This is a genomic window from Arthrobacter sedimenti, assembly GCF_042652025.1.
Lineage (GTDB): Bacteria > Actinomycetota > Actinomycetes > Actinomycetales > Micrococcaceae > Arthrobacter > Arthrobacter sedimenti.
Window position 1 is genome coordinate 157,237 of record NZ_JBHSDQ010000002.1, and the last position, 17,287, is coordinate 174,523.

General features: G+C 66.8%; 17 protein-coding genes. 7 read left to right on the plus strand and 10 right to left on the minus strand.

What is annotated here, in order from left to right; translation table 11 throughout:
• Positions 1-2: 2 nt before the first annotated feature.
• The 4 genes from ACFO0G_RS06070 to ACFO0G_RS06085 all read right to left on the minus strand — a co-directional run bounded on the left by ACFO0G_RS06070 (position 3) and on the right by ACFO0G_RS06085 (position 3,570).
• Positions 3-791: a hypothetical protein gene (locus tag ACFO0G_RS06070; RefSeq protein ID WP_376976805.1), complete on the minus strand. Its 789-nt coding sequence runs from the start codon at positions 789-791 to the stop codon at positions 3-5.
• 130 nt (positions 792-921) lie between these two features.
• On the minus strand, positions 922-1,269 hold the full coding sequence (locus ACFO0G_RS06075; protein ID WP_286402671.1) for a hypothetical protein: 348 nt from the start codon (positions 1,267-1,269) through the stop codon (positions 922-924).
• Positions 1,270-1,278: 9 nt separating this feature from the next.
• Entirely contained in the window at positions 1,279-1,995 is a 717-nt protein-coding gene (locus tag ACFO0G_RS06080; RefSeq protein ID WP_286402672.1) for a GAF and ANTAR domain-containing protein, read from the minus strand.
• Between the two features lie 165 nt (positions 1,996-2,160).
• A complete protein-coding gene (locus tag ACFO0G_RS06085; protein ID WP_286402673.1) occupies positions 2,161-3,570 on the minus strand; it encodes an aminotransferase-like domain-containing protein in 1,410 nt (469 codons plus the stop codon).
• Here ACFO0G_RS06085 and ACFO0G_RS06090 point away from each other — a divergent pair.
• Both ACFO0G_RS06090 and ACFO0G_RS06095 read left to right on the plus strand, forming a co-directional pair.
• Positions 3,569-4,531 carry a DMT family transporter gene (locus ACFO0G_RS06090; protein ID WP_376976806.1) on the plus strand — a complete coding sequence of 321 codons (963 nt, stop codon included), beginning with the start codon at positions 3,569-3,571 and terminating at the stop codon, positions 4,529-4,531. The two genes, ACFO0G_RS06085 and ACFO0G_RS06090, sit on opposite strands and share 2 nt — an antisense overlap.
• Positions 4,532-4,550: 19 nt before the next feature.
• Positions 4,551-5,171, plus strand: coding sequence for an FMN-binding negative transcriptional regulator (locus tag ACFO0G_RS06095; RefSeq protein ID WP_286402676.1), 621 nt, complete (start codon positions 4,551-4,553; stop codon positions 5,169-5,171).
• 19 nt (positions 5,172-5,190) lie between these two features.
• On the opposite strand, the gene rlmC is transcribed toward ACFO0G_RS06095, so the two are convergent.
• A complete protein-coding gene (rlmC, locus tag ACFO0G_RS06100) occupies positions 5,191-6,318 on the minus strand; it encodes a 23S rRNA (uracil(747)-C(5))-methyltransferase RlmC (RefSeq protein WP_376976807.1) in 1,128 nt (375 codons plus the stop codon).
• Positions 6,319-6,460: 142 nt separating this feature from the next.
• Here rlmC and ACFO0G_RS06105 point away from each other — a divergent pair, with 142 nt between their 5' ends.
• A complete protein-coding gene (locus ACFO0G_RS06105; RefSeq protein WP_286402680.1) occupies positions 6,461-6,811 on the plus strand; it encodes a DUF3846 domain-containing protein in 351 nt (116 codons plus the stop codon).
• 10 nt (positions 6,812-6,821) lie between these two features.
• Here ACFO0G_RS06105 and ACFO0G_RS06110 read toward each other — a convergent pair whose 3' ends face one another.
• Positions 6,822-7,373: a dihydrofolate reductase family protein gene (locus tag ACFO0G_RS06110; RefSeq protein WP_376976808.1), complete on the minus strand. Its 552-nt coding sequence runs from the start codon at positions 7,371-7,373 to the stop codon at positions 6,822-6,824.
• 225 nt (positions 7,374-7,598) lie between these two features.
• Here ACFO0G_RS06110 and ACFO0G_RS06115 point away from each other — a divergent pair, with 225 nt between their 5' ends.
• Positions 7,599-8,021 carry a hypothetical protein gene (locus ACFO0G_RS06115; protein WP_376976809.1) on the plus strand — a complete coding sequence of 141 codons (423 nt, stop codon included), beginning with the start codon at positions 7,599-7,601 and terminating at the stop codon, positions 8,019-8,021.
• A 17-nt stretch (positions 8,022-8,038) separates the two neighbouring features.
• Here the strand turns inward: ACFO0G_RS06115 and ACFO0G_RS06120 are convergent, their stop codons facing one another.
• Both ACFO0G_RS06120 and ACFO0G_RS06125 read right to left on the minus strand, forming a co-directional pair.
• Positions 8,039-10,219, minus strand: a complete 2,181-nt coding sequence (locus tag ACFO0G_RS06120; RefSeq protein ID WP_376976810.1) for an EAL domain-containing protein — start codon at positions 10,217-10,219, stop codon at positions 8,039-8,041.
• Positions 10,220-10,367: 148 nt separating this feature from the next.
• Positions 10,368-10,637, minus strand: a complete 270-nt coding sequence (locus ACFO0G_RS06125; protein ID WP_142130751.1) for a GlsB/YeaQ/YmgE family stress response membrane protein — start codon at positions 10,635-10,637, stop codon at positions 10,368-10,370.
• 298 nt (positions 10,638-10,935) lie between these two features.
• Here ACFO0G_RS06125 and ACFO0G_RS06130 point away from each other — a divergent pair, with 298 nt between their 5' ends.
• Complete coding sequence (locus ACFO0G_RS06130; protein WP_376976811.1) at positions 10,936-11,799, plus strand: HAD hydrolase family protein; 864 nt, start codon at positions 10,936-10,938, stop codon at positions 11,797-11,799.
• 3 nt (positions 11,800-11,802) lie between these two features.
• On the opposite strand, the gene ACFO0G_RS06135 is transcribed toward ACFO0G_RS06130, so the two are convergent.
• Positions 11,803-13,230: a UDP-glucose dehydrogenase family protein gene (locus ACFO0G_RS06135; RefSeq protein ID WP_376976812.1), complete on the minus strand. Its 1,428-nt coding sequence runs from the start codon at positions 13,228-13,230 to the stop codon at positions 11,803-11,805.
• On the minus strand, positions 13,227-14,387 hold the full coding sequence (locus tag ACFO0G_RS06140) for a glycosyltransferase family 4 protein (RefSeq protein WP_376976813.1): 1,161 nt from the start codon (positions 14,385-14,387) through the stop codon (positions 13,227-13,229). Before ACFO0G_RS06140 ends, ACFO0G_RS06135 begins: the two co-directional genes overlap by 4 nt.
• Positions 14,388-14,645: 258 nt before the next feature.
• Here ACFO0G_RS06140 and ACFO0G_RS06145 point away from each other — a divergent pair, with 258 nt between their 5' ends.
• Both ACFO0G_RS06145 and ACFO0G_RS06150 read left to right on the plus strand, forming a co-directional pair.
• Positions 14,646-15,521: a PRC and DUF2382 domain-containing protein gene (locus ACFO0G_RS06145; protein ID WP_286402694.1), complete on the plus strand. Its 876-nt coding sequence runs from the start codon at positions 14,646-14,648 to the stop codon at positions 15,519-15,521.
• A gap of 441 nt (positions 15,522-15,962) precedes the next feature.
• Complete coding sequence (locus ACFO0G_RS06150; RefSeq protein ID WP_376976814.1) at positions 15,963-17,279, plus strand: cell division protein PerM; 1,317 nt, start codon at positions 15,963-15,965, stop codon at positions 17,277-17,279.
• Positions 17,280-17,287 lie beyond the last annotated feature (8 nt).

Below are 17,287 nucleotides of genomic sequence, written 5' to 3' on the forward strand. Positions count from 1 at the left end.
CGTTATTCGCAGCCCACGCCGTCGTGGTCCGCGTCCAGCCCGTAGATGTCCCGGCCAATGACCTGGACCGGCCCGCGGACGTAGGCAGGTCCATTGCCGCTTCCGCCGGCGCAGTCCACGTCGGAGGCGATAGGGACGCAGCCTGAATAGTTGGGGTCGCAGCCCGGATTGGTCCCCGGAACGGCTGGTGCCACGCGAGCCGGAGGGGCGGCGGCCTTCGCAGCTGCCTCCGCGGCTGCCTTTGCTGCCGCCTCCTGGGCCGCCTTCGCCTCGGCGGCCTGCTGGGCTGCTGCAGCGTCGGCAGCGGCCTTGTCTGCTGCTGCCTTGTCTGCCGCGGCTTTATCGGCGGCCGCTTTGTCTGCCGCCGCCTTCTCCGCTGCTGCTTTGTCTGCCGCCGCTTTCGCTGCCTCCGCGGCGGCGATCTTGTCGGTAACCCGCTTGGATTCGGCGGCTTCGAGCCACACCAGCCTGCCGGACTCGTCCTTGGTGCATACGTAGCTCGTGCCGCCAGCGACCTGCTGGGCGTTGACAGCCGTGCACGGCGTGTTGGCGACGCGGGCGCTGGCGGTGGGAGTCGCCGTGGGGGTTGCGGAGGCAGCGTCGGTGGCGGGTCCGGCAGCGGAGGTCAGCGCGGCCTGGGGTGCGCCGCAGCCGGCCAGGAGAAGCACGACGGCGGCAGCGGCCCCGGCGCCCTTCGCCTTACTGGTCCCCTTCCGCAGTGAAGATACTGCCGGGGATGTGTCTTCCTGGCGGCGTGAAGAGGGCAGGGAAAAGTTGTGGAAGCCGGGCATAGTTGTCCCCCAAATGCGTGTGCTGGATGCGGATGCACGGCCAGCGTAGCTTCGTCCGCCGGGGGAGAACTGGGTTAAGCGCAAATCTTGATTTATTCCTTGGGCAACCCTCAGAGACGGCGGGTTGGCGTCAATTTCCGTCCTGTGACCCGTCCGGGGATTCGCTGTGCGGTGCACCCTTCGCCCCGTCGTGCGTTGGGTCCGGGCCGTGGCCGGGCTTCTTGCCGTTGGGGCTGTAGGGCGCCATACGGCGGGGCGGCAGCTCCTTGATGAGTTCGTTGACCGCATGCGCCACGAGGTCCCGTTCATGGGAAGGCAGTTCCAGCGATCCATTGAGGTAGGCGTCAATCTCGTACTCGCCGGCCGCCCCCGTGAAACTGAAATAGCGCATCCAGACTGCACTGAGGGTTATCCCGGATTCCTGCATGGCTTCGCGGGTTGCCTGCGCCTGCTTTGAAGGGCTGGCTGATTCGTCCACAGGGCGGTCCTACTCGCCGGAGGTACCGTCGAGGATCCCGCGTGCTATCTCCTGCAGTGGCCTGCCCTCTTTCCGGGAGGCGGCCAGCAACACTTCCAGGGCCTCGCGGGAGACAATGCCCAGCCGCTCCATCAGGATGCCCTGGGCCTGCGAGATCATGTCCCTGTTGGCAAGGGCCTCCACGAGTTGCGCGCTCAGCCGTTGTGTTGCCTCCCGGTCCCGCACGCTGCCGAGCAGGGCGGCCGCAGGCCCGGCCAGCCGCTCAATCAGGAAGACGGAATGATCATCGAAAGCCATGGGCGACGGCGAGTACACCTTTAGCGCACCGATCCGCCTTCCCTCAGTGGTCAGCGGGGCACTGAGCACGGACCGCAGCGGAAGGCCCGCAATCGCAGCAGTCCACCTGGGCCAGCGGGTCTCCTGCGCGGTGTCCTGGATTATGATGGCCCGCTGTTCGGCCCATGCGCTCAGGCACGGTCCCTGTCCCAGTTCATACTGCAGCTTGTCTGCCTGGAGAACGAAGGGATCGGTGGCACCGGCACTTTCCCTGCGCCCACGGGCGTTGATGATTGAAGCACCGGCGCCTACCGCGTTAGGGATCGAATCGCGGAGGGCGTAGGCCAGGGACTGAACAGACTTGGACGCGCTCTCCTCGGTAAGGAAGCCGCCAGCGGCTTGACCCGTGAGCTTGGCCAGTTCATCGGCCAGCGGTAGGGAGTTGTCCATAGTTGATCACCTATTCGTGCCCCGACGCCGAGACTGCTGGATGAAAGGTTGGCCGGCTCTTCCCATCGGAACGGCAAGAGCAGGTCAAAGTGCGTGGCGCGGTTGTGCCTTTGATGAAAACACTAGTCCCTTCCGTTACGGATGCACCTGCCCGCAACGCCCTGCTTAGCCCTGCCGCGCCAGTGCCTCGCCGATGATCCGCGCTCCCTGCAAATAGGCGCCCGGGTTCGGGCCTGAATAGTTGAGCCGGATGAAGGCCCCCGCCGGTTCGGCAGGAAACCACTCAGTGCCGGCGGCAATGATGACACCGGCGTCTCCGCAGTCCCGCACCAGGCGGGGAAGATCGGTGGTGTCCGGCAGGCGCACCCACAGGTTGAGTCCGCCCTTGGGCAGGTTATCGATGTGGGCCTGTGGCACGTGCTCGCGGACGCTGGTGGCCAGCAGGTCCCGGCGCGACTGGAGCTGCTGTCGCAGGCTGCGCAGGTGTGTTTGCCAGCCGGGCTGGGTCACCACGTCCAACGCCGCCGCCTGCAGCAGCCCGCTCACGTACATGGACTCGGCGGCCCGGTGGCCCAGGATTCGTTCCCGCGCCGGTCCGCGCGCGATCACGGCAGCGACGCGGATGGCGGTGGAAACGCTCTTGGTCAGGGACCGGATGTACACCACATGGCCAGCATCATCCCTGATGGCCAGCGGCATCGGGTCCGAGGCAATGCCGAAATCGTGCGCCCAGTCGTCCTCCACCAAAAACGCGCCGTGCCGGCGTGCCACCTCCAGCACCTCGTCGCCACGGCCCCGGGACCACTGGCTACCGGCGGGATTCGAATAGTTTGGCTGCACGTAGAAGGCGCGCGCTCCGGTCTCGGCAAAGGCACGCTCCACGTCCGCCGGGTCCGGTCCCTCCGGCCCGCTGGGCACCGGAACCAGCCGCACGCCGGTCTGGGCCGCAGCCAGGATGGCGCCCCAGTAGGACGGAGACTCGATGAGCAGCGGCTGGCCGGCACCCACCAGCGCCCGGAAGATGGAGCTGAGTCCGCTTTGGCTTCCCGGCAGCACAATGACGTCATTCGGCGTCGGGGGAGTGATGCCCACCGGTGTCGCTGATCCCAGTTCCTGGGCGAACCATTGCTGCAGTTCGGGCATGCCGGCAGCGGGTGGCCTGGACAGGGCGGCGTCGCCGCGCGCGGCGCGGGCCAGGGCGGAGCGGACCAGCCGCTCGGGCAGCAGTTCGCGGTCCGGGTAGCCGGAGTGGAACCAGATGGCGTCGCCGGGAACGTTGCGCATGGTGCTCGACGACGGCGGCAGCGGGGACGACGGCGGCCGCAGCGCAGCGGTTTGCCAGCCATAGTCCGACGGCCGTGCGGTGCGCACGGCCCGGACGAACGTTCCCACGCCCGGCCGGCTGTCGATCAGCCCCTGCGCGGTCAGCGCCTGGAGCGCCTTTTGCACCGTTACGGGGCTGGCCTGGTACTCGGCCACCAGTTGCCGCGTGGACGGCAGCCGGGCTCCCGGGGCGACGTTCGAAATCCAGCCGCGGAGTGCCACAACGATCCGCGAGCTGCTATCGTTATTCATGAAAGAACATAGTAGCGCTACTGACGTGGATGACCCAGTGGTACTGCCGCCCGACAGCGGTGGACTCAATAGTTCCGCTGCAGTCCGCAGAGCCACCGGAATCTGGTGGGGCCTCCTGGGTGTTGCGGCCTTCTCCTTCACCATTCCCTTCGCCCGGGTAGCCGTCGCCGGAATCCCGCCGCTGTTCATCGGTTCCTGCCGTGCCGTGGTGGCGGCAATCCTCGCCGCCGCAGCCCTGGCCCTCACCCGCCAACGGCTGCCGCAACCCCGCACATGGCTGCGCCTCGCACTCGTGGCCGCGGGCGTCGTCGTCGGCTTCCCGCTGCTCACCTCGTATGCACTTACCGCCGTCCCTGCGGGTCACGGGGCGGTGGTCATCGCCCTCTTGCCGGCCGCCACTGCAACGGCGGCCATCCTGCGCACCGGTGAGCGGCCGCGACCCGCCTTCTGGGCGGTGATGCTGCTCGGCTCGCTGGCAGCGGTGTCTTTCGCGTTCCTGCAGTCCGGCGGAGTGGGGCACCTGCACTGGGCCGATCTCCTGCTGCTCGGCGCCGTGGCCTGTGCGGCGCTGGGGTATGCGGAAGGCGGCTTGCTGGCCCGCGATCTGGGATCATGGCAGACCATCGCGTGGGCGCTGGTCCTCGCCGCGCCAGCCATGATCGTGCTGGCCGTGGTCTCGGCCCTGGACCAGCCGCCATCGGCCACTCCCGTGCAGTGGGCCGCCTTCGGCTACCTGGCCGTGGTGAGCATGTTCCTGGGCTTCTTCGCGTGGTACCGCGGACTGGCCATCGGCCCCATGGCGCAGGTGAGCCAGATCCAGCTGCTCCAGCCCGTGATGAGCATCTGCTGGGCGGCCCTCCTGCTGGGCGAGGCCCTTACCTGGACCACCGTCATCGGCGCCCTTGCCGTCATCCTCTGCGCAGCCGCAGCCGTCCGCGTCCGGATCAAACCAATCTCCTGACCACCGAAAGGACTTCGACATGTACATTCCTGCCCTCTTTGCCGCAAGCCCACAAGCCGTCCAGAACCTCCTGGCAAGTCCCCGCGCAGCCAACCTGGTGACCATGACGGACCAGGGCCTGCTCGCAACGCTGCTGCCCTTCGCCTTCAACCCCGCGATAGGGAGATACGGGGCGCTGCAGGCCCACATGGCGCGCAACAACCCGCAATGGTCTCTCGCGCCACTAGGCGAGGCGCTCGCCATCATCCAGGGGCCGGACGACTACATCTCACCGTCCTGGTACGCCTCGAAGGCCGGGCACGGCCGGGTGGTGCCCACCTGGAACTACAGCACCGCGCACGTGTACGGCGAACTGGTGGTCCACGACGACGCCGGCTGGCTGGGGCGGCATGTCCGGCACCTGACCGGGCTGCACGAGGGCGGGCGGGAGGATCCGTGGGCTGTGGACGATGCCCCTGAGAAGTACATCGCCGGGCAGCTGCGGGCCATTGTGGGCGTGGAGCTGGTGATTACCCGGATCGACGCGAAGGAGAAACTGAGCCAGAACCGCTCGGCCGCCGACGCTGAAGGGGTGGCTGCCGGGCTCCGGAGCATCGGGCGGGAAGCCAGCGCGGCCGCGGTCGAACGCGCCCGCTCCTGAGCCTGCCGAACGTTGATGCCTACGCAGTCCGCTCCAGCAGCACCATCACCTCGTAGTGCGTGGTCTGCGGGAACATGTCCAGCACCCGGGCCCGCCGTGCGGTGAAGGAGGGAAGGGCGGCCAGGTCGCGGGCCAGGGACTGGGCGTTGCAGCTGGAGTAGACCACGTGCTGCACGTCGGACGATTCCAGCCAGCCGCACAGCTCCTTGCCGATGCCGCGCCGGGGCGGGTTCACGATCACCAGCTCCGGCGACTGCTCCGCCGCGAGCGCGAACGCCGTGGCGTCACCGGCCTGGAACTCCATCCCCTCCAGCCCTGCTTCGTCGCTGCTGAGCCGGGCGGAAACGATGGCTTCGCCGCTGGCCTCGATGCCCGTCACCGTGCGGGAGGAGGCGGCGCTGTGCAGGGCGAAGCCGCCCACACCGCAGTACAGGTCCCAGACCGAGGCCGGTGCCAGCTCGTTGACCCATTCGCGCCCCTGCCGGTACAGCGCCCCAGCCATCTCCGTGTTGGTCTGGAAGAAGCTTTGCGGGCGGAGATGCAGGTTGATGCCGTTGACCCGCATGTCCAGGGTGGCCTGCTCCGTCAGCAGGATCTCGCGCTCGCCTTCCAGGACTGCCTTGTGCTCGGGGAGCAGGTTGACCGATACCACCTTCACCTGCGGCAGGGCTGCCAGGAGGTCGGGAAGGTGCTTGCGGATGCGCGGCAGCACCTGTTCGGAGCGCAGCACCAGCCGGAGCATGACCCCGCCGTCCGGGGATTCGGTGAGGATGACGTGCTTGAGCTCGCCGGTGCGCTTCGGAACGTCATAAGGGGTGAGGCGCAGCCGGCGGATGAAGCCAGCAAGGACCGGGAACACGGCCCGCAGGCCGGGGGAGCAGACGCCGCATTTGCGCAGGTCCACGCCGTGGCCGTCGGCGTCCAGGATCCCGATGGTGGGGTTCTGCGCCGTCCCGCCGATCACCATCTTGGCCTTGTTGCGGAAGCCGGACTCCTGGCTGGCCACGGGCTCCAGCCACTCGAGGTCCGTGTGTTCGGAGAGGAGGGTCTGGCAGTGCGCCTGCTTGCCGGCCAGCTGTTCGCCGTAGGGCCTGCCCATCTGGGTGCAGGAGCGGCAGGTACCGGCATCAAAGTAGGAACAGTGCATGACTGGTTCATTTTACGCGCCCCACGGGGAAGGTACGACGACGGTGCCGGGGGAGCGCCGTCGTCGTACGTTTCTGAGGGGTGCCGGACCATCCGGGAACACCGCCGTCCCCTCAAGTGTTAAACCCATTGGAGACAGAACGATGGACAACAGAACTTACACAGCGCTTGTAGTACCGGCCGGCAATTCAGAACCCATGCGCATCGAGCAGGTGGCAGCGGACCTGCAGGCACTGGAAGCCCTGGTGGGTGGCCCGCTGGAGTCGGTGATCCGCGGTGACTGGCACGTTTACCTGAATGCCGAAAGCGTCAGCATGCTTCTGCCGGTCAACTTCCGGGCCGGGCAGTTGATGCACGAATGCGGCCTGGACCTTGACGGCATCCGCGGCACCGCCGTCTTCCTGGGACGCGGTGAACACGGGGCGGAAGCCGATATCCCGGAGCATCTGGCGCGGCTGGCAGAGGAATTGTTCGGGTCACCGCTGGCCGCCTAAGCCCGGCAAGCTACTCGCCGCGCACCCCGTAGGTGCTGAGCACGTTGCCCTTGCTGGTGGTTTTCTGGTCCTGGAGCACCAGGCGGGTCAGCGGGTCTCCGTCCTCGAACAGCCGGCGGCCGCTCCCGGCGATGACCGGGTGGGTCATCAGCTGCAGCGAGTCCAGCAGCCCGGCGAACAGCAGCTGCCGCACCACGGAGATGCTTCCGCACACGGCGATTTCCCCGCCGTCGCGCTCCTTCAAACCAGCCACGAACTCCTCAAGCGGCGCATCCATCAACTGGGAGTTCTGCCATTCCAGCGGTTCGGTCAGCGTGCGCGAGGCAACGAACTTCTCCACCGGGTTGATGAAGGCCGCAAAGTCCTGGTCCGTGGAGGCGTTCGGCCAGTAGTCCGCCCACTCCTGGTAGCTGACCCGGCCCAGCACCACGGTGTCCACGTTGTTCATCATCCTGGTCAGTCCTTCGCCCAGCTCCTCGTCAAAGCTGTCGAACTGGAACTTGAAAGGTTCGGACACCACCCCGTCCACGGAGTGGAACAGGCCGGCGGTGATATTGCGCATGGGAGCCTCCATAAGTCGAGCGGACAGGCTTTACGGTATTAGGCGGTTTCCGTTGGGGGAAGGGTTTCCGGGCCGCCTTTTCGGACCAGGGATACGTACGACGGCGGGTGGCTGCGTTAGGTTCATCACTCGCCGTGTCGTCTTACCCGGTTTCGTGCTGACCGGGCCCCATACTTGTCTTTGAACGGCTTTTGCCGATCCCCCCGGCCAGGCAGGAGGAAGTGCATGGAAACCCTGAAAAAAGTCGTGACCAACCAGTATTTCCCCGCCGGTGCCGTGCTGACAGCCGTTCTGCTGTTCTGGATCGTCGGCCTGCTTGGCGGGCTGTCCCTGCTCAACAACAACCAGCCGCCGCTGACCACGCTGACCTGGATGCTCTTCGTTTATGCGTCCGCCGTGCTGACCCCCCTCGCAGGGCTGCTCGCCGCCGCCGACCTCATCCGCCGCTGGCGCCGCAACCGCGCCGCTGCCCCGGCATCTGCCGCCTTTGCGGCAACCGGAACCGAACCTGCCGCCGGGCAATTTGACGAGACGGCGCCGTCGGACCCTGTCACTTCCGCTGCCTCCGCACCTGCCGAGCCGGCACCGCCCAAGGGTTCCGCACCTGGGTCCACCAAGCCGCGCCCCGGCCGCAAGGAAGCAGCCTAACTCCAAAGCGGTTCCGCTCACCGCCCCTTCAGGGCGTTCAGGGCCTCTTCCGCGTGGTGGAGCGCCTGGCCAAGGCGTTCGCCCGGTTCCGGCAGCGAAAACAGGTAGCCCTGCAGCGAATCGCATTCCAACGCCGTCAGGTAGTCAGCCTGTGCCGCGGTCTCGATTCCTTCCGCGGTAACTGTCAGGCCCAGGCTGTGTGCCATGTTGATCATCGAGCTGAGGATGGGCAGCCGCTCGTTGCCGGTCCGCACCATGGACACGAAGGTCTTGTCGATTTTGACGGTGTCCACTGGCAGGTCCTGCAGCCGGCCGAGGGAGGAATAGCCGGTGCCGAAATCGTCCAGGGCCACCCGGGCTCCGGCGTCCCGCAGGGTGCTCAGCTGCTGGATCAGGCTGCAGTCGGCGTCGAAAAAGACGCTCTCGGTGACTTCCATGACCAGCTGGTAGGGCGCCACGCCGCTCGCCTCCGCCAGCCGCAGCACAGCCTCGGCGAAATCCGGTTCCTGCAACTGGACCCCGGAAACGTTCACGGCCAGTGACCGGGACGGATCCTCGCTGAGCCAGCGGGCCAGCTGCACCATGCCCGATGCCATCACTTCGGCACCGATCTCGCCGATCAGCCCGGTGCGCTCGGCCAGTGGAATGAAGATCGACGGCGGCACCCGCTCACCGCCTCGGTCCCACCGGGCCAGCGCCTCCAGCTGGACCACCTGGCCCATGCGGTGGGAGACGATCGGCTGGAAGTCCACGGTGATCTCGCCGCGCGGGACGGCCAGCTGCAGCCCGCTCTCCATGTGCGTGCGCTGCACCAGTGCCTGCATCATGTCCGGGTGGAAGCGCAGGAACCGGTTCTTGCCTGCAGCTTTGGCCGCGTACATGGCAATATCGGCGTGCCGCAGCAGTTCAGAGGGACCAACGCTGTCCTGGCCCAGCGAGGCGACCCCCAGGCTGAGGCTGGGCCGGAGGACGGTGCCGCTGATGGTCACGGGGACGTGCAGGCAGCGGACAATACATGCCGCGATCGCGTCCGCATCGGGGCAGGCCGTCAGGAGCACCACGAATTCGTCACCGCCAAGCCTGGCCACCACATCCGCTGTGGGGACGCACCCGCGGAGCCGGCGGGCCACTTCGATGAGCATGTCGTCGCCTGCCTGGTGGCCAAGGATGTCGTTGACTTCCTTGAAGTCGTCCAGGTCAAGGAGCAGGACATCCACTGTTTTCAGCCGGGGTTCCTGCAGCGCCTCGGCCAGGGCATCGTTGAACACAGCCCTGTTCGCGAGCCCTGTCAGTGGGTCCTGGAACGCCATGGCCCGCAGCTTTTCAGCCTGGACTGCAAGGTCCATCATGGCCCGGTGTGCCTGCTCCTGCGCTTTCCGCCGGGGAGTCACATCGCGGAAACTCCACACCCGGCCCACGATCTTCTCGCCCACCCGCTGCGGCCGGGAATAGCGCTCGAAGGTGCGCCCGTCGCGCAGTTCCACCACATCGTGGCTCTCAGCGGTGGGGTCGTCCTGGAGTTCACCCAGCCGCGCAGTGAACGATACGGGGTCTGCCACCTGCGCCATGACCAGCCGCAGCGCAGGGGCATCGCTGTCCGCTTCCAGAATCTCGGGCGGGAGGCTCCACATGGACAGGAATTTTTCATTGAATCCGGCCACCCGCCCGTCGATGCCCATCACCAGGATGCCGTCGGCGGTCGACTCAAGGGTGGCGGTCAGCAGCGACATCGCATCGCGCAGGTTTGCGTCCGCTGCTGCGCGGTGCGCTGTTCCGCGGGCTGAGAGCAGGAGCCGTGTGGGCTCTGCCCGGCCGGCATCCGCCCCGCCGGGGTTGGCACCGGCGTCGGCAGCCGTCTCCTGTCCCGGAAGGAGCGCCGCGGCCAGTTCCAGGGGGAACTCTGTCCCGTCTCCGCGCAGCCCGGTTACGTCCCTGGGCGGTGCGGACTCCCCGGGCCGGGTAAGGATCTGGTGCAGTAGCTGGGCAACCTGGTCCCGGGATCCCGGCGCGAACAGCATCCGGTGGTCCAGGCCGGTGAAGGAGTCCTGCTGAAGGCCAAACAGCCTTGCCGCCGCAGGGTTGGCCGCCAGGACAGTGCCGTCACCGCCCAAAGCCAACAGCGCGTCCGGACTCGCGTCCATGACCACGCCGAAAGTTTGTAATGCCACATTGTTGCCACGGTCTGGAAAACCGGTCATTGCACCACCCCTTCGCCATCATAAAGGCCGCGGCGGAAATAGGGCGGGAAAGCGGGACTGCAAATTGGCACTGCACGTGCGGACGTAAGAAGCGCCGGCCTCCTTTTCGGAGTCCGGCGCTTCTTTTCTCACGGATTATGTCGAAGGGCTACACCCGGCGGCCGCTGCGGTTGGTGACGGCGCCGTAGATCAGCAGCACAATGATCGAGCCGAGAATGGCCAGCAGCCAGGTCCTGAGGTCGAAGAATTCCGCCAGGCCGCCGCCAAAGATCAGCGAGCCGATCCAGCCGCCCAGGATGGCCCCGACAACGCCGAGGACCATGGTCACCAGCCAACCGCCACCTTGGCGGCCCGGCAGGATGGCCTTTGCAATGGCTCCAGCAATCAGGCCCAAAATAAGAAAACCGATAATGCCCATGTTGCCACTCCTTGTCAGTAAGTTGTGCCGGGTCCCCATTTCCGGTGTGAATAGTCAATCAGCAGGCTTACTATTCTGCAAGGCTTTGAATATCACAGGATGACTGTCACTTTTCCGGCGGAAATGCGCAACTTATAAGCGGAGATCCGCTTGCGGGTCCCGCTGCTGCACCGCCTGGGCCTGCTGCCGGGCCCCAAAAGCGCGCCTTTCCGCTGCGCCCGGCAGCGGTTGGGCGTGCTGCCGGCCCTGTGGCCTTCGATAAAATGGCAGCTCCGGCAACAGACCAAGGAGCGCAGGCATGCACCGCCAAACCGCCAGGACCCGTGCCATCTTCCTCGACATCGACGGCACCTACGCCGACCACGGTTTAGCGCCGGAAGCGCACGTGGACGCTGTGCGAATGGCCCGGAAGCTGGGCCACCTGGTCTTTGTCTGCACCGGGCGCCCCTTGTCGATGGTCCCGGGACACATCCTGGACGCCGGGTTTGACGGCACCATCACGGGCGCCGGAGCCAGGGTGGAAGTCGACGGCGAGGTCCTCAAGGACGCGCGGTTCGAGCCGGATCTCGCCGCACGCATTGTGGAAACCCTGGACGCCCACCATGCCGCCTACATTCTGGAAGCTCCGGAGGCCCTGCACGGCCGCACGGGAGTGGACCGGCGGCTGCGGGAGGTGCTGGGCCCCATCTTCGCCGGCCGTCCACAGCACGACGGGGTCCTCAGCACCGATGTGGATCCGCTCGAGGACATCCTGGGCCCGATGCAGTACAGCGACGACCTCCGGGCAACGTCCTACGCCAAAATCTCGTGCTTCGATTCACCGGTGCCGCTGACCCGACTGATGGAAACCTTCGGCCCTAAGGTGGGGCTGATCCCCAGTTCGCTGTCAGCCCTGGGTGAGCGTGCGGGGGAGATCTTCATGGCCGGCACGCACAAGGCCGTGGGCATCCAGGTGGTGGAGGCCCGGCTTGGCCTGGACCGTGCGGACATCGTGGCCATCGGCGACAGCGCCAACGACATCGAAATGCTTGAGTACGCGGGGGTGGGCATTGCCGTGGCGGGCGGCCATCCCGCCGTCCTGGCCGTGGCGGACAGGGTCACCGCTGCTCCTGCCGGCAACGGCGTGGCACTGGCCTTCGCGGAGTTGGGGCTCCTGGGCTAGGCCTCAGCGTGCCGAAGCCGCATTCAAAGTGCCGGCGTTCAAAGTGCCGGCGCCCAAGGTGCCCGTGCCCAGGGTGTCGTGGCTCAAGGTTCCGGCGGAGGTCCCCAGGCCGCGCACCACCCAGCCCTCCTCCAGCCAGGCCTCCGCATCCAGGACGTTCCGCGCGTCCAGGACCACCCGCCGTCGTACCAGCCGCCCGGCGAGGGCTGGGCTCAGCCGCCGGTATTCGTCCCATTCGGTGAGCAGCAGCACCAGCTCGGCGTCCTGGAGCGCCTTCTCCGTGGAGGCCTCGAAGCGGAGGCGCGGATAGCGCCGCCAGGCAAGGTTCACCGCTTTGGGGTCCGTGACCGTCACATGGGCCCCGGCAGCGGCCAGCCGGTCCGCCACATCGAGGGCGGGGGAGTCGCGGATGTCGTCCGTATCGGGCTTGAAGGAGGCGCCCAGGACGGTGACTGATCGTCCGGCCAGGGCCCCGCCGCAGAGCTCGGCCGCGAGCCTGACGGTCCGGTCACGCTGGCCGAGGTTCACGCCATCGACCAGGCGCATCCAGTCCTCCACGGCGGATACGCCCAGCGTGGCCGCCTGGGTGCGGAAGCTGCGGATGTCCTTGGGCAGGCAGCCGCCGCCGAAGCCCAGGCCGGCATGCAGGTACCGGCTTCCGATCCTTGGGTCCAGCCCCATCGCCGCGCTGAGTTCGCTTACGTCCGCGCCGGCGGCATCGCACAGTTCGGCCACCGCATTGATGAAGCTGACTTTGGTGGCCAGGTACGCGTTGGCGGCGGACTTGATCAACTCGGCCGTGGCGAAACTGCACACCAGGCGGGGGATTCCGGCGGCCAGCAGCGGTTCGTAGACAGCATCCAGCGCCGCGGTCACCCCCACCGGCGACCCGGTGACGGGGCTGAAGGCAGCGGACCGTCCGCCCTCCACGCCGTACACCAGCCGGTCCGGCACCAGCGAGTCCTTCACAGCCGTGCCCTGCCGCAGGAATTCCGGGTTCCAGCCGAGCAGCACGTCGGGCCGCGGCGCCAGGATGGCGCCCAGCAGGTCCACCGTGCCAACCGGGACAGTGGATTTGCCCACGACGACGGCCCCCGCGGACAGGTGCGGAAGCATCGCTTCCGTTGCGGAGACCAGGAAGGTGAGGTCGGCGGCGTCGGACGTCTTTTCCTGCGGCGTCCCCACGCAGAGGAAGTGCACCTGTGCATCCTTGGCGTCCGCCGGTTCCGTGGAGAACAGCAGCTTCCCGGTGGTGCGGCCGTCCTGGAGGAGTTCGTCCAGCCCTGGTTCGTGGAACGGCGCGGTGCCCAGCGCCAGCTGCCGCACCTTGCCGGGATCGACGTCGATGCCCACTACGGAGTGGCCCATGGATGCCAGCGTTGCGGCGTGGACGGCGCCCAAATAGCCGCAGCCGATCACAGATATTTTCAAAGGTTCGCTCCCTTGGTGCTGATTGAGCCTGCCGGCACCGGTCCGGCCGCCGCGATGGCTTCTTCGTAGTGGTGGATCAGTTCTGAGCAGAGCGCCGGCCATGTCCTGTCCTGGACCGAGGCGTGCGCGGCGGATGCGAAGGCCCGGCGCTTGGCGTCGTCACCCATCAGGTCCTGCACCCGGGCGCGCAGGGCCGAGAGGTCGCCCGGTTTGTAAAGCCACCCGGTCCGTGAATTTTCCACCAGGTCCAAGGGGCCGCCCCGACCTGTAGCCACCACCGGCACACCCGATGCCATGGCCTCTTGGATGGTCTGGCAGAAGGTTTCGAACTCGCCCGGGTGGACGAACAGATCGAACGATGCCACCGTCCGGGCCAGTTCCTCACCGTCCATGAAGCCGGTGAACAGTGCGCCGGGAAGTGCCGACTCGAGGGCCTGGCGCTGGGGTCCGTCCCCCACAATCACCAGCCGTGTGTTGGGAATGCCGGCGAGGGCCGCGAGGTCTTCCACCTGCTTTTCCACCGCAAGCCTGCCTACGTAGCCGATGATCCGCTCGCCGTTGGGGGCCACCGAAGCCCGCCAGCCGTCGTCGCGCTTTTCCGGCGAGAACCGCGCGGTATCCACACCGCGGCGCCACATCCGGACCCGCGGAATGCCCCGGCCGCGCAACTGGTTCAGCGCGAACGTGGAAGGCACCAGGGTGCGGGTGGCCAGCAGGTGGATGTTCTCCACCCTGGTCCAGGCCCAGTTCTCCAGGAAAGGCACGCCGTAACGGGCGGCGTAGCTGGGGACCTCCGTCTGGTAGACGGCCACGGTGGGAATTCCCAGCTGGCTGGCAGCCTGCGCCGCACGCCATCCCAGCACGAAGGGAGAGGCAAGATGCACCACGTCGGGCGCGTACTCGGCAAGGATTCGCTTGACCCGGTACACACCGCCCAACGCCACCCTGACATTCGTGTAACCGGCCAGCGGGACCGCCGGAAGCCTGTGCACCTCAGCACCTTTGACCTGGACGGCCGGCTCCCCGTCATGGGCGGAAGGGGCGATGACCAGGACGTCGTCACCCCGCTCCTGGAGATGGTCCAGGACCCGCAGGATGGAATGCGTGACACCGTTCATCAACGGCAAAAATGATTCAGCGACAATTGCGATCCTCACCCCTCAACCGTGGGCGCCTTCCTTGAAATGACGGGGGAGAAAGCATGACCCGGAGGAGAAGCAGGGGTGAACAGCTGCATCCGGATCCAAAAAAATTACTAAGTAGGCTTGGCATTCGATGCTAAGCATGCTTACGGTAGTGGGGCAGTCAGCGCAGAGCCTCAAGCAACGGGGCAGGAACTGGGCGTCGGGAGTAAGCCCCGGTCCACAAGATCCATTGCTGGCGTACCCAGTGCAAAGACAATCCAAGGAGACGTCATGCTTAACAGGGAAAACCTTGAAAACCTGCTCACCAAGGGCGGCCACGTCGTTGGTTCCGACGGTTCTAAGATCGGATCGATCGGCCAGCTGTACGCAGATGACGACACGGGTGAGCCCACATGGGTCACCGTGAAGACGGGCCTTTTCGGTACATCCGAGTCCTTTGTGCCGGTAGAAGGCGCGCACGAACAGGGTGAGGATCTGGTGGTTCCCTACAGCAAGGAACACGTCAAGGATGCTCCCCGCGTGGACGCCGACGGCCACCTCAGCCCCGAGGAAGAGGACCGGCTCTACACCTACTACGACCGTAATGGTGCACAGACCTACACTGAGGCGACCTCCGGATACTCGACATCCGACATTGCGAGCTCCGGAACCAGGACCGACGCCGACCTGCAGGGCGATGCCGACCTGAATGCAGGCACCCCCACGGCCGGCATCCGCTCCGAGCGCGATACCGAGTCCCGCGGAACCGTTGGCCACGACACCTCCGGCCCCACCACGGATGACGCCATGACGCGATCCGAGGAGCAGCTGCACGTGGGTACGGAGCGGCAGGAGACCAGCCGCGCACGGCTGCGGAAGTACGTCACCACCGAGAATGTCACCAAGACCATCCCGGTGGAGCGTGAAGAGGTCCGCGTGGAGCGCGAGCCCATCACCGATGCCAACCGCGGTGCCGCCCTCGACGGACCTGCCATCAGCGAAGAAGAGCACGAGGTGGTCCTCCACGAGGAGCGCCCGGTGGTGGAGAAGGAAGCCGTTCCGGTGGAGCGGGTCCGGCTGGACAAGGACACCGTCCGTGACGACGTGACGGTGAACGAGGAAGTCCGCAAGGAACACATCGACACCGACGGCGACGCACGTCGCTGATGGGGACGGGGGACCTGGTCCCCTTGTTCCATTGGGCACGCTGGTTGGAGCAGCAGCCCTGATACGGTGAACGGCGCCGGGAACCTACTTGGAGGCTCCCGGCGCCGCACCGTTTTAAGATGCTGGTGCAGCCGCGCTGACAGCTGTGACTGCACCAGCCAGTAGGACGAATATCTTCAGAACTTACGGTTCATCTCTCATTCGCGGCTCCTGTTTCCCGGCTTACGACAACCCGGGTCCAATGCTGGCACTGACCAGGCGGGGCGGCCAGCAGAAATCGCAGTACCCCCTCAGCGGGGCGGCGGGTGTTGGTTTCTACCAATTTTACGGCCGTGCCCCCTAAAAAGCGCCGGGCCGCGGGGCATTGGCTTGATGATCAGTGCCGCCGCTGAGCCTGTCGTTCGCGGGCGCGGCGCGACCTCCGTGACACCATGGAACACGATGAAACTGCGCGCTGATCAGACCGGAGACCGTGGCCTTCCCATGCCGTTGTGGCTGCAGGGTGCCCTTGAAACGGCGCAGGCGGCCGTCATTTCCGCGCTGGTGGTGGTGGCGCCCATCGTTGCCGTGTGGGCCACCGCCGGTTTCCAAAATGGGCAGTTCGAGGTCCTCGCCAGGCTGGCCGGCCAGTCCTGGCTCCTGGTCCACGGCGTGCCGCTGGAACTTGCCGGCGCCGGACCGGAGGCGGCAACCCATGGCGGGTCCGGCATGCTGAGCCTGATTCCCCTGGGCCTCACTCTCATCCCGTTCCTGCTTGCCTGGCGCGCCGGCCGCCGGCTGGCCCGTGCCTCCTACACCGACCAACTGTGGCAGGCGCTCCTGGGGTCATGGCTGGTCTATGCGGCCTTCGGCGTGGCCACCGGGTTTGTTTGCCGCACTGCCGATGTCATCATCAATCTTTGGTACGCCCTGCTGATTCCCCTGATTCCGTACGGGCTGGGCATGGTGATCGGGGCACGACGGGAAGCAGGTTCGTGGAGCCGGCTCATCGGCGTCGACGCCGTTGACTGGATCTCGCGGACCAGCCAGCATTCCCGCTGGGCCGGCTCGTACTTCGCATCTGTGGCGAAAGCCGGATTCGTGGCCGTGATGTCCGCCCTCACCCTGGCCGCTGCGCTCCTGGCAGTCGACCTGTTCATCCACTGGAACCTCGTAGTGTCCGTCTACGAAGCGCTCGACGCCGGGCCGGTGGGAGGCGCGGCCCTCACCATCGCACAGCTCGGCTTCCTGCCCAACCTTGTCGTCTTTGCCCTCGCCTGGACGTCCGGCGCCGGTTTCGCCATGGGAGCCGGCTCCCACGTCGGTCCGTTGGCCACCGCCGTCGGGCCGGTGCCCTCCATCCCCGTCCTGTCGGCCATCCCGTCAGGATCCCTCGACTACGCCTTTGTGGCCCTGGTGGTCCCGGTGCTGGCAGGCGTCATGGCCGGGTGGTGGTTCCTCCGCGAGGGCGAGAACCACTTTGACGAATGGCTCGCCATCAAGATCCACGCCCGCTGGTTCACGGCCAGCGCCTCAACCCTGGTACTCGCAGTCCTGGCCGGGCTGGCTGCCGGTCTGCTGACCGCGGGCCTGGCCTGGATCGCCAAGGGCTCAGCCGGCCTTGGCCGCCTGACGGACATCGGACCTGACCCGCTGTGGACGGGACTGTGGGTGGCCGCGGAGGTGGGCATCGGCGTCGTCATTGGCTACGCGGCCGGACCGTGGCTGGAACGGGAGAAGGGCAGCGCCGTGGAACGGGACGCCGAGCTGGTCCACTAGGACCCAAT